This is a genomic window from Pseudomonas sp. LAMO17WK12:I5, assembly GCF_900215165.1.
GTDB lineage: Bacteria > Pseudomonadota > Gammaproteobacteria > Pseudomonadales > Pseudomonadaceae > Aquipseudomonas > Aquipseudomonas putida_A.
This window is the reverse complement of the sequence record NZ_OBDS01000005.1, coordinates 246,920-259,353: the sequence shown is the minus strand read 5'-3', so window position 1 is coordinate 259,353 and position 12,434 is coordinate 246,920. Positions and strand designations below refer to the sequence as shown.

Below are 12,434 nucleotides of genomic sequence, written 5' to 3'. Positions count from 1 at the left end.
GCACAACTGGCTACGAGGTGAGTTGGCATTCTACTCGCTATGCAGGTTTGCATAAATCGACTCTGCGAGCTTTTTACTGATCCCCGGTGCTTTGGCGATCTCTTCGATGCTTGCACGAGACAGCTCCTGCAATCCACCAAAATGTTTCAACAAGTCCCGACGTCGGGTCGGCCCGACACCTGCAACGCCTTCCAGCGTCGAGGTGCGGCGGGTCTTGCCGCGCCGCGCACGGTGGCCGGTGATTGCGAAGCGGTGCGCCTCGTCACGAATCTGCTGGATCAGGTGCAACGCCGGGGAATCGCCACGCAGCGTGAACTCATGCGCGGCATCATTGAGATACAAAGTTTCGAAGCCCGCCTTGCGTGTTGCGCCCTTGGCCACACCCAGCAGAATGAGATCCGGCACTGCCAGTTCGTTGAGTACGTCGCGGGCCATCGACAACTGACCTTTGCCGCCGTCCACCAACAGAATGTCCGGCAGCTTGCCCTCCCCGTCCTTCAGTTTGCTGAAGCGCCGGGTCAACGCCTGGTGCATGGCTGCATAATCATCACCCGCCGTGACGCCTTCAATGTTATAGCGACGATAGTCGGATTTGATCGCGCCTTCCGGGCCGAACACGACACAGGAAGCGACGGTGGCCTCACCACTGGAGTGACTGATGTCATAGCACTCAAGACGCTGCGGCGGCTCATCCAGGTTCAGCACTTCTGCCAGCGCATCGAAGCGCGCAGCCGTGTGTTGCCGGTTGGCCAGGCGTGCACCCAGCGCTTGCTCGGCATTGGTGACCGCCAACTGCTGCCATCGAGCCCGCGTGCCGCGTACCCGGTGGCTGATGCTCAGCTCCCGACCGCGCAGCTCGTGGATGGCGTCGATCAGAGCCGTGGCGTCTTCGGGAACCACGTTGACGATCAGTTCGCCTGGCAGGTCGCGCTCCGGACTGCTGATGTAGTACTGACCGAGGAACGCCGCCATGACTTCAGCGACCTCCTCCTCGATACCCACCTGCGGAAAGAAGTTCTTGCTGCCCAACACCCGACCGCCGCGCACACTGATCAAGTGAACGCAAGCGCCGCCCGGGTTGACGAAAGCTGCGATAACATCGATGTCGCCCGTTCCACCTTCCATGCTTTGCTGATCCTGAACACGGCGCAGCAAGGCAATCTGGTCACGCAACTCGGCGGCGCGCTCGAATTCGAGATTGATTGCCGCCTCTTCCATTGCCGTGGACAGCTCATTGGTCAGGGCATGACTGCGCCCCTCGAGAAACATCACCGAATGGCGTACATCCTCGGCGTAGACCTCAGGTTCGACCAGACCGACACAAGGCGCCTTGCAACGCTTGATCTGATATTGAAGACACGGGCGCGTGCGATTTTTGTAATAGCTGTCTTCGCACTGACGGACGAAAAAGGTCTTTTGCAAGAGGCTGAGGCTTTCGCGAATCGCCCCGGCGCTCGGGTACGGGCCGAAATACTTGCCCTTGGCCTTCTTCGCGCCACGGTGGATGCTCAGACGTGGGAATTGGCCGTCAGACAGAAAGACATAGGGATAGGACTTATCGTCGCGCAGCAGAATGTTGTACGGCGGCCGCCACTCTTTGATCAGCGTCTGCTCAAGCAGCAACGCCTCGGTTTCGTTGGCGGTAATGGTCGTTTCGACCTGCGCGATACGCCCGACCAGCGCAGCGGTTTTTGGCGCCAGCCCGGTCTTGCGAAAATAGCTGGCAAGGCGCTTCTTGAGGTTCTTGGCCTTGCCGACATACAGCAGGCGCGCATCGCTGTCGAACATGCGATAGACGCCGGGGCGCCCACTGACAGTCGCCAGGAAGGCGCCGGAATCGAATACTTCAGTCATGATCAGGCGCTGGCATCCACCATGCCGTGGCGCACAGCCAGCAACGTCAGCTCGACGTCACTGCTGATCGACAGCTTTTCGAAAATCCGGTAGCGATATGTGTTCACCGTTTTCGGCGACAAGCAGAGTTTGTCGGAGATGATCTGCACCTTCTGGCAGCCGACAATCATCAACGCGATCTGGATTTCCCGCTCGGACAAGGCGTCGAAAGGGGAATCGTTGGTTGGCTGGAACGATTTGATCGCCAGTTGCTGGGCAATCTGCGGGCTGATGTATCGCTGCCCGGCAAACACCAGACGGATCGCCTGAACCATTTCCGGCAAACCAGCGCCCTTGGTCAGGTAGCCGGCGGCACCAGCCTGTAACAGGCGCGTAGGAAATGGATCTTCCTCGCACACGGTCACCGCGACGACCTTGATGTCCGGGTGGCTGCGCAACAGCTTGCGCGTGGCCTCGAGGCCACCAATACCGGGCATCTTTACGTCCATCAGGACCACATCGGGTTTCAACTCACGGGCCTTGATCAGGGATTCTTCCCCGGACTCGGCCTGTCCAACCACCTGCAAGCCATCGATATCGGCCAGCATACGTGTAATGCCTGTACGAACGAGATCATGGTCGTCGACCACTAGCACCCTAATCAAGCAGACACCTCGCGATATGGTCTTATTGGGATGCCGGACACCTTAGCAAAAAGTGCCAGACAGACCTAGCGGCAAGCATCATTTAAAAAGTTTCAATTCATCATCGAAGGCTTGCCGGCCGTGGGTTTCAGAGCACAAGTGTACCGAAATCGAGCTCCATCCTCAGGAAACACTCGTCCTCACCGCACACCTTGAAGCCTTTTCTCTTATACAGACTTTGCGCCGGATTATTTTTGAATACTGTCAAACGCAGTGCTGACAGTTTTTCGCCGCGAGCCAAAGCGACAACCTGATCAATCGCCCAGGATCCTGCACCTTGCCTGCGAGAGGCCTCGGCTATTTGCAGCTCGCGGATGTACAAGGCCCGGCGATCATGACTGAGACTGAAAAATCCCACAGGAACTTCACCAAGAAGGACCAGCCAGTTGTCCCGCCCATCCCAGGCAACGTCGAACGCTTCGTCCTGCCACAGCAGCTCGTGGTCAATGTAATAGCGCAGCATGTTCTGGCACGTCAGCTTTCGGGCGAACGCCCGATCTGCCGATTCGACACGACGCAATGCCCAGGTCACAGGTCTACCGCCACGGGTACTACCCGCCCCTGCCATGCGCCGGCATCACGCCGGGCAATAACCAACACTTCACCCGGCCCTCGCGCCGCCACCACCAGCGTCCCGCTTTCAGACCAGAACGCGCTGCGACCCGCCGATTGCCATCCACCCGTGAGCCCGGCGTGATTGGCCATCAGCACCGCCATTGAGTGGTTTTGGGCATAGCCCTGCAGCAGCGCGCTATCCACGCCGTAGCCTTTTTCCCCGATCAGCACGCCTGCTGCGTACAGGTCGGCACCAAGATTGGCGGCCGCTGCCGCGTGACTGGCGTGGGAAAAGTCAGCGCAGACCGCCAGCGCTACGGTATCGCCGCCTATGCTCAAGGACGAACCACCAGCACCTGGGGCATAGAAAAGCTCTTCGCCACTGTGCAGATGTTGTTTGCTGTAAACCTCAAGAGAACCATCCCCTCCTAATGTCAGCGCGCCGATCAATACCTTCGAACTGTCCCTATCGCGAATCGGCATACCGACGACAGCGGTGAGGCCCAGCTCGCGAGCGCAATCGCGCAAGGGTTGCAGCACAGCATCCTGCGGATCGATTGCCAGGTCTGCGGCCATCTGGCCTTCGTAGCCTGTCAGCGACAGCTCCGGGAACACCAGCAGCTCGACGCCCTGCTCCGCCGCCACGGCCATGAAGCGCAAATGACGGGCGAGGTTCGCCGCCAGACCACCGGCAATGGAGAGCGACTGAGCTGCAGCGACCGTGAACATCGACATGAATCATCCTTGGTGTTTGTGCAAAGCAACCAGTGTGTCACAACGCCTGCAGCACTCAAGCGATAGGTAACCTCCGCAATGGCGATAGCAATTTCTGATTGCTCAGCCGTACGGGCCTCTAGTAAGCTCGGCGCATTCATCGGAGACAAACCATGTTCAACGCCCTCTCACAGCTTCGTTCCGCCAGCGCCCTGCGCTCGGTTGCGGCTGCCCGGGCGAATGACGTTTGCGCTCCTGTCAGCTTTTATTTTGGGTATTGGTTTAGCCACTGGCGCGCCTGATACCCACCGGCGCCCATAAAAACGGGTCGCCTACCAGAGAATTCTCAACCCCCGGTCGGCCTCCCGACCGGGGGTTTTGTTTTTTCAGGCCCCAAATTTTTCAGCAACACACCAGAACTTTGAGGAATCACGACATGAACTACGCCACTTATTACCGTTACGACACTTTTACCGCCTGGCGATTTAGCAACCTCCGCTCGGGACAGCCTGCCGCCTCCGATCGGTCACCCACAGGTGGCAAGCACACACACGCAGCCAATCCGGCCAATTGTCGAACACCCCAGTAGGGCCGAGTGAGCGGGAAACACCCGCCGCCAGCCCAGGAATCCCGAATATGAACTCGTCTGTTTCTGCTCTGCCACTGACCACCCTTGATTCTGCCAACGAAGCACTGACCCTGCGTCTGCCCAGCGCGTTGCAGCTCAAACAGCAATTGCCCCTGAGCAATGCCCTCGCCCAGCAAGTCGCAGCCCACCGCCAGGCGGTCCGCGCGATCCTCAATGGCGAAGACCATCGCCTGCTGGTCGTCGTCGGCCCTTGCTCGATTCATGACCCGCGCTCCGCACTCGAATACGCCGAAAAACTTTCCCGCCTGGCCCATGAAGTCAGCGACGAGATGCTGCTGGTGATGCGCGCCTACATCGAAAAACCCCGCACCACCGTCGGTTGGAAAGGTCTGGCTTACGACCCGCACCTGGATGGCAGCGACGACATGGCTGGCGGCCTGACCCTGTCGCGTGAATTGATGCTTGAGATGATCCGCCTGGGGCTGCCCATCGCTACCGAGTTGCTGCAACCAATGGCGGCCGGCTACTTCGACGACCTGCTCAGTTGGGTTGCTATCGGTGCACGCACCACCGAATCGCAGATTCACCGGGAAATGGCCAGCGGCTTGAACATGCCCGTTGGTTTCAAGAACGGCACCGACGGTGGCGTAGGTGTAGCCGTCGACGCCATGCGCTCAGCAGCACATCCGCACCGACACTTCGGTGTCGACAGCCAAGGGCACCCGGCGATCATCCAGACCCCGGGCAACCCCGACACTCATATAGTGCTGCGCGGCGGTCATCACGGTCCTAACTACGATCGCGAAAGCGTCGCCCGGGTACATGCCGACCTGAGCCGACTGAAAATTCCGAGCCGGATCATGGTCGACTGTAGCCACGCCAACAGCGGCAAGGACCCATTGCGCCAGCCCGACGTGTTCAACGCGGTTCTCGAACAACGCCTGCTGGGCGATCGTTCCTTGATCGGCATGATGATTGAATCCCACCTGTTCGAAGGCTGCCAGCCCTTGAGCCCCACACTGCGTTACGGGGTGTCGGTTACCGATGGTTGCCTTGGGTTTAGTGCGACGGAACAGTTGCTGTCGAGCGCTGCCGAACGTCTTCGAGCCTGATGATCCGAGCAGCCTTTGCGGGCTTATCAAAATCCCGCAAAGGCTGAATCATCGCTCAGACTTCACCACCGGGTTATGCCCGCACCCGGATGCGTGTTATCTCGGAAGCCTGGCTGACATCATCCAGCCGCTCCACTGAATACGACACCTGCACCACAGTTTCCCGATGCTCTCGCCAGAAACGATAAGGCACGATGAATACCAAGGGCTCGCCTGCAGTTTCCCGGGTGATGTCCCGATCATCGCGGTGACTGAAATACTCACCATCGCATTTCAAGTAAACCAGCTCCCCCTCCTCGGCTTGGGCATTGCCGATCACCACGGTAATGCCATCCTCGGCATCTGCTGCCTCCAGTTCGCCATCTTGCGCTTCCAGCACCTGCGGAGCTGCGAGCTCGCCTCGCATCAATGGCGCGATCAGAATTCGCGAGGTTGCAGAGTTCCTCACCTGCGCCGACCCTGACTCCACCCGGTAGCTGACGCTCACCTCCTGCATACGATGAGGGGCGATGCGATCTGCGGGTATCCAGAAAGACAGCGCTTCGCCGACAGCAAACGGCTCCACGAGCAACACATCACTGATCACCGGCAGTCCTTCGACCCCTTGCCACGACAGGATGACCCGGTCCCCGACAGCCATGCGGGCGTAAGGTCGCACGATAACGCTAGTGCCCTGCGGGACACGGGCTGGATCGAGCGTCCCGCCCACCGTCTCTTCAAGGATCGGAGCCAGCAGATCGGGTTCCGGATCACCCACATTCAGCTGCAAACGACTGGATGACACGGGCTTCTGCAGCGCAACGCTGTACAGCGTCCAGTAAACCTCCAGCGAGCCGCGCTCCAGCGCTGCGATGTGCAAACCCTTTATGATAAAGACGAGTTCCTGACCCACCTGACTTTCACTGACCGCACGAGTGGTTTCGTGAATATAGGGCAATCCTTCGTCATCCAGTCCTTGCCAGCTCAGCACAAGTTTGTCGCCGCACAACATGTTCGGGTAAGGCGCCACCCTGACGAATGCATGGTCCAGTGAAGGATCAAGCATTCCACCCTCCATAACCTCAAGCATCGGTGCAGGCAGCCACGAGTCTGGAGAGTCTGCCGCCGCAGACGCGTGTCGATAGCAGAATTCGAAGTGGTCGCCGTCCACCTTCAAACTCAGAAGACGGTGTTCACCGGATTCATCCGCTACAGGGGACATATTTGACGCTGGTACCACAGAAGAATCGCCGGTGGCTTCGTATATAGACATTCGTAGCTCCATTCCTTGGATAAAACGCCGCCGTGAAGGCCGCGTCGAACGAAATCCATTGAACACCATCCAGCGACCGGCGGAAGTCAGCACAACGCCTTCCGTCGGCAGGGTAAATACACCGCATGACGTAGGCTTACGAAGCAGAATCCAGCGATACCGGGCAAAAGATTGCCAAATGTTCCGACTACCCTCTCAAGCAGAAGCGAAAATTCGTACCGCTTTTAGTCCAATTTCCTTTCAGTACAGAGGATTTTTCAGACATCGCCGACCCGCAGGCCTGTTTTACAGTGGCACGCACCAACCACTGACAAGCATCTGCAAAAGAGGCAGGAACATGCAACGGAATGCGACAACCCGCTACCCCATCCTTTTGGTCCATGGCCTGTTCGGGTTTGACCGTATCGGCCATTTCGAGCTTTTTCATGATGTCAAGCAAGCGCTGAGGGAGGCAGGCGGGCAAGTGTTTGTACCGCAGCTGTCCGCAACCCATGACAACGAAGTTCGCGGCCAGCAATTGATGTTCCAGATCGAGCGCGTTCTGCGAGGCACCGGCGCCGGTAAAGTCAACCTGATCGGACATAGCCAGGGCGCGCTGGCATGCCGTTATGCCGCCGCGCTCGCGCCGGAGAAAGTCGCCTCGGTGACATCGGTCAGCGGCCCCAATCACGGCTCGGAACTGGCTGACGCCTTACGCCTGGCGCTGGTTCCGGGAGGCCTGCCGGAGCAGGTGGCGGAGCACGCTGCGACACAGTTTGCGCGATTCCTCTCGCTACTCAGCGGTCAACCGGGTCTGCCGCAGGCCGCCGTAGCCGCACTCAATGCCCTGACGACTGCGGACGTCGGGCAATTCAACAAAAAATACCCTCAAGGCCTGCCTTCGACGTGGGGCGGCCAGGGGGCGGAACGGGTCAATGACGTCCACTACTACTCCTGGAGCGGCACGCTGCAGGACAATTTGTTGCAGGCTCTGGATCCAGTGCATTCCGTCTGCCACGCATTATCCAGCCATTTCGTCACGGAGGCCGGACAGAACGATGGTTTCGTGGGCCGTTACAGTTCTCACCTGGGCCGGGTCATCCGCTCCGACTATCCCCTCAATCACCTTGGCAGCTTGCGTCATCCGGGCGGATTGCGAATACCCGGCGCGGATCCCGTCGACCTCTATGTCGAACACGCGATGCGCCTGAAAGCCGCGCAACTGTAGATGTACGTCAATGTACCGAGTGGAACTTTGCAGAGAAATCGCTTACTGAATCCGGTAGGCTCCACACTTTACTGAAATAGATTGGAGAATTTCCCCATGGCTAAAGCCACTGCCCGCCACATCCTGGTTTCCAGCGAAGACAAGTGCAACGAACTCAAGGCCCAGATCGAAGCCGGTGCTGATTTCGCCGAGGTCGCCAAGGCCAACTCCAGCTGCCCGTCCAGCCGTCAGGGCGGCGATCTGGGTTCGTTCGGTCCTGGCCAGATGGTCAAGGAATTCGACACCGTAGTCTTCAGCGCGCCAATCAACGTCGTGCAAGGCCCGGTGAAGACCCAGTTCGGTTATCACCTGCTCGAAGTCACCAGCCGCCAGGACTGATCCGTCGCCTGATTGCTGTCCCAACGGCCCGCCTTTTGGTGGGCCGTTGTGTTTTGGTTACAGGATACGGCTGGCGACTGACGCGCCGCTCGCGTACAAATTGCGCTTATCGATCACCCGGCTTTAAGGCTGACAATGCGACTGGCTTTCCCGACTTTACTGTTCACTGCCGTGGCCCTGCTATTGGGCGCCGCCGGTGTGAACGCCACCCCGCAACATGCGTTGACCGTCTATGGCGAACCTGCCAAATACCCGGCCGGTTTCAGCCACTTCGACTACACCAATCCGCAGGCGCCCAAGGGCGGCACCATGCGCCGCTCGGCGATAGAGATCGGGCATTTCGATCACATCCTGCCTTATATAGACAAGGGCATCGGCGTCACCCAGATCGACGGCATGCTCTATTCACCGCTGGCCCAGCGCTCGATGGACGAGCCCTACACGGTCTATGGCCTGGTGGCGCAAAAGATGGAGCGCTCGCAGGATGGCCTGTCGCTGCGCTTCTTCATCGATCCCAAGGCACGTTTCGCTGACGGCAAGCCGATCACTGCCGAAGACGTGCGCTACACCTATGACCTGTTGATGACCCAGGGCAGCCTGCGCTATCGCACGCAGTTCGCCGACGTCAAAGGCGTGGAAGTGGAAGCGCCGCTGACCGTGCGCTTCGATTTCAAGAGCAACGAGAACCGCACCCTGCCGCTGGACATTGCCACCCTGCCGGTGTTTCCCGAGCACTGGTGGAAAACCCGCGACTTCGCCGGTGGCGGTGGCTATGAACCACCACTGGGCAGCGGCCCGTATCGGGTCGGCAAGGTCGACTCCGGGCGCAGCATCACCTTTGAACGCAACCCCGACTGGTGGGGCAAGGACCTGCCGGTCAGTCGCGGCCTGTATAACTTCGATCACTTCAGCATCGAATATTTCGGCGACACCGATGTCGCCCGCCAGGTATTGCGCGGCGGTGCCTATGACTACAACCGCGAGTTTTCCGCCACCGGCTATTCGATCGGTTACGACAGCCCTGCGCTGAGTGACGGCCGCTTGCAGAAAGCCCACCTGGCCACCGAGGCCCCGCAATCGGCGCAGGGGTTCGTGTTCAACCTGCAGAAACCGATGTTCCAGGATCGTCGGGTGCGCCAGGCGCTGGCGATGCTCTGGGATTTCGAGTGGAGCAACCGGCAGATGATGCGCAACATGTACATCCGCCAGCAGAGCTATTTCTCCAATACCGCACTGGCAGCCCGCGAGTTGCCGGATACCGCCGAGCTGAAAATCCTCGAGCCGTTGCGCGGGCAGGTTCCCGACGAAGTGTTCACCCAGGTCTTCGAGGCGCCGAAAACCGATGGCAGCGGGCTGATCCGCGACAAGCAACTGCAAGCCCTGGAACTGCTCGAACAGGCTGGCTGGAAACCCGAGGGCGACCAACTGGTCAACGCCGAAGGCGAACCTTTGAGTTTCACCTTTCTGGTCAGCCAGAACGGTATGGATCGCCTGCTTCTGCCTTACAAGCGCACGCTGAAACAGATCGGCATAGAGCTGAATATCCGTCGCATCGACTCCTCGCAATACGTCAATCGCCTGATGAGCCGCGACTACGACATGATCGTCACCGGCTACCCGGTCAGCACGTCTCCGGGGGGCGAGCTGCTCAACTACTTCGGTTCGATATCGGCCAACGACCCCGGCGCCAACAATTACATGGTGCTGAAGAATCCGGCGGTCGACACCCTGATCAACGGCCTGATCCGCGCGTCGACCCAAAGCGACATGTTGCACTACGCCCACGCTCTGGACCGGGTGCTGCAATGGAACTACTACTGGATTCCCAACTATTACCCGCCGGGCACCTCCACCGTCTGGTGGAACCGCTTCGGCATGCCGGCGATCCAGGCCAGCAATGACGAAGCCATCGAGAGCTGGTGGGAAATCAGCAGCACGCCGTTGACCAACCAACAGATGACCGCCGAAAAAATCGGGCGTGGCAGACCCGGAGGACCGCACTGATGTGGGCATACATTCTGCGGCGCCTGCTGCTGATCATTCCGACGCTGGTGATCATCCTGCTGGTCAATTTCGTGATCATTCAGGCGGCACCCGGCGGCCCGGTCGAACAGGCCATCGCCCATCTGCAAGGCATCGGCGGTGCGAGTGTCGGCGGCAGTTCCAGCGAAACCATGAGCAACACTTCGCGCGCCAGCCGTGGCCTCGATCCGCAACTGATCAAGGACATCGAAAAGCAGTACGGTTTTGACAAACCGGCGCATGAGCGGCTGTGGCTGATGCTCAAGAACTACGCGCAGCTGGACTTCGGCAAAAGCTTTTTCCGCGGTGCGACGGTCACCGATCTGATTCTGGAAAAAATGCCGGTGACCATTTCCCTCGGCTTGTGGGCGACGCTGATCACCTATCTGGTGTCGATCCCGCTGGGCATCCGCAAAGCGGTGCATCACGGCAGCCATTTCGACATCTGGAGCAGCACCGCGATCATCATCGGCTACGCGATGCCGGCGTTTCTGTTCGCAATGTTTCTGATCGTGGTGTTTGCCGGTGGCACGTCATTGAACTGGTTTCCAGTGCGCGGTCTGGTCTCGGACAACTTCGAATCGCTGTCGACCCTGGGCAAGATTGCCGATTACTTCTGGCACCTGGTGTTGCCGGTGACGGCGCTGGTGATTGGCGGCTTCGCCACGCTGACGATTCTCACCAAGAATTCGTTCCTCAATGAAATCACCCGCCAGTACGTAGTCACCGCCCGCGCCAAAGGCTTGAGCGAGCGCCGCGTGCTTTACGGCCATGTGTTCCGCAATGCGATGCTGCTGGTGGTCTCGGGGATTCCGCAGGCGTTCATCAGTGTGTTCTTTGCCGGTTCGCTGTTGATCGAAGTGATCTTCTCTCTCGACGGCCTCGGCCGCATGAGTTACGAAGCGGCGGTTTCTCGCGACTATCCGGTGGTGTTCGGCTCGCTGTTCATCTTCACCCTGTTCGGCCTCCTGATAAAACTGATCGGCGACTTGTGCTACACCCTGGTCGACCCACGTATCGACTTCGCCGCGAGGAACGCCTGATGTTCAAGCTCTCGCCTCTGGGCCGTCGCCGTTTCGCGCGATTCAAGAAAAACCGCCGTGGCTGGTGGTCGTTGTGGCTGTTTATCGGACTGTTCGTGGTGACGCTGGGCGGTGAACTGATCGCCAATGACAAACCACTGGTGGTCAGCTATCAGAACCAGCTCTACTTCCCGGTCTTCAAGCGCTACACCGAACAGGAGTTTGGCGGGCAATTGCCGTTCCAGGCCGATTATCGCAGTGACTATGTGCAGAACCTGATCCGCAAGGGCGGTGGCTGGCTGCTGTTCCCGCCAATCCCGTTCAGCGACGACACGCCCAACTACGACCTCAATCAACCTGCGCCGAGCCCGCCCTCGAAGGTCAACTGGCTCGGCACCGACGATCAGGCGCGCGATGTGTTGGCGCGGGTGATTTTCGGTGCACGGGTATCGATCCTGTTTGCCCTGATGCTGACCGCCGTCAGCGCGCTGATCGGCATCGCGGCCGGCGCCCTGCAAGGCTATTACGGCGGTTGGGTCGATCTGCTCGGGCAGCGTCTGCTGGAGGTCTGGAGCGGATTGCCGGTGCTGTACCTGCTGATCATTTTGTCCGGCTTTGTCGAGCCGAATTTCTGGTGGCTGCTGGGGATCATGGCGCTGTTTTCATGGCTGGCACTGGTGGATGTGGTGCGCGCCGAGTTCCTGCGCGGGCGTAATCTGGAATACGTCAAAGCGGCGCGCGCGTTGGGCCTGAGCGACCGCAAGGTGATTTTCCGGCACATCCTGCCGAATGCGATGAACGCGACGCTGAGTTACCTGCCGTTCATTCTGACCGGAGCGATTTCTACCCTCACCGCCCTCGACTTCCTCGGTTTCGGCATGCCCGCCGGCAGCGCTTCGCTGGGCGAACTGATCGGCCAGGGCAAACAGAACCTGCAAGCGCCGTGGCTCGGGCTGACAGCGTTCTTCACCCTGGCGCTGATTCTTTCTTTACTGGTGTTCATCGGCGAAGCGTTACGTGACGCGTTCGACCCTCGATCCTGAAGT

Annotated in this window: 11 protein-coding genes; 6 read left to right on the top strand and 5 right to left on the bottom strand. The window is 59.4% G+C overall.

The window, feature by feature from the left end:
• Positions 1-30: 30 nt before the first annotated feature.
• From uvrC to CRO59_RS10700, 4 genes are all read right to left on the bottom strand, one after another.
• Positions 31-1,854, bottom strand: a complete 1,824-nt coding sequence (gene uvrC / locus CRO59_RS10715) for an excinuclease ABC subunit UvrC (protein ID WP_027612674.1) — start codon at positions 1,852-1,854, stop codon at positions 31-33.
• Between the two features lie 2 nt (positions 1,855-1,856).
• Positions 1,857-2,498 carry a UvrY/SirA/GacA family response regulator transcription factor gene (gene uvrY, locus CRO59_RS10710; protein WP_024012761.1) on the bottom strand — a complete coding sequence of 214 codons (642 nt, stop codon included), beginning with the start codon at positions 2,496-2,498 and terminating at the stop codon, positions 1,857-1,859.
• Between the two features lie 127 nt (positions 2,499-2,625).
• Positions 2,626-3,069, bottom strand: coding sequence for a GNAT family N-acetyltransferase (locus tag CRO59_RS10705; RefSeq protein WP_256578388.1), 444 nt, complete (start codon positions 3,067-3,069; stop codon positions 2,626-2,628).
• A complete protein-coding gene (locus CRO59_RS10700; RefSeq protein WP_097087317.1) occupies positions 3,066-3,827 on the bottom strand; it encodes a carbon-nitrogen hydrolase family protein in 762 nt (253 codons plus the stop codon). Before CRO59_RS10700 ends, CRO59_RS10705 begins: the two co-directional genes overlap by 4 nt.
• A 615-nt stretch (positions 3,828-4,442) precedes the next feature.
• Here CRO59_RS10700 and CRO59_RS10695 point away from each other — a divergent pair.
• Positions 4,443-5,507, top strand: a complete 1,065-nt coding sequence (locus tag CRO59_RS10695) for a 3-deoxy-7-phosphoheptulonate synthase (protein ID WP_027612671.1) — start codon at positions 4,443-4,445, stop codon at positions 5,505-5,507.
• A 73-nt stretch (positions 5,508-5,580) separates the two neighbouring features.
• Here CRO59_RS10695 and CRO59_RS10690 read toward each other — a convergent pair whose 3' ends face one another.
• Positions 5,581-6,759 (bottom strand): hypothetical protein, encoded by a 1,179-nt coding sequence (locus CRO59_RS10690; RefSeq protein WP_097087315.1) that lies wholly within the window; start codon positions 6,757-6,759, stop codon positions 5,581-5,583.
• A gap of 337 nt (positions 6,760-7,096) precedes the next feature.
• Here CRO59_RS10690 and CRO59_RS10685 point away from each other — a divergent pair, with 337 nt between their 5' ends.
• The 5 genes from CRO59_RS10685 (at position 7,097) to CRO59_RS10665 (ending at position 12,431) form a co-directional block, all read left to right on the top strand.
• The gene (locus tag CRO59_RS10685) at positions 7,097-7,966 is read left to right on the top strand and encodes a triacylglycerol lipase (RefSeq protein WP_027612669.1); all 870 of its coding nucleotides are present in this window, start codon (positions 7,097-7,099) and stop codon (positions 7,964-7,966) included.
• A gap of 96 nt (positions 7,967-8,062) precedes the next feature.
• The gene (locus CRO59_RS10680; RefSeq protein ID WP_016774509.1) at positions 8,063-8,344 is read left to right on the top strand and encodes a peptidylprolyl isomerase; all 282 of its coding nucleotides are present in this window, start codon (positions 8,063-8,065) and stop codon (positions 8,342-8,344) included.
• Between the two features lie 135 nt (positions 8,345-8,479).
• Entirely contained in the window at positions 8,480-10,348 is a 1,869-nt protein-coding gene (locus CRO59_RS10675; RefSeq protein ID WP_097087312.1) for an extracellular solute-binding protein, read from the top strand.
• Complete coding sequence (locus CRO59_RS10670; RefSeq protein ID WP_027612667.1) at positions 10,348-11,409, top strand: microcin C ABC transporter permease YejB; 1,062 nt, start codon at positions 10,348-10,350, stop codon at positions 11,407-11,409. The genes CRO59_RS10675 and CRO59_RS10670 overlap by 1 nt, the downstream gene beginning before the upstream one ends.
• A complete protein-coding gene (locus CRO59_RS10665; protein WP_027612666.1) occupies positions 11,409-12,431 on the top strand; it encodes an ABC transporter permease in 1,023 nt (340 codons plus the stop codon). Before CRO59_RS10670 ends, CRO59_RS10665 begins: the two co-directional genes overlap by 1 nt.
• Positions 12,432-12,434 lie beyond the last annotated feature (3 nt).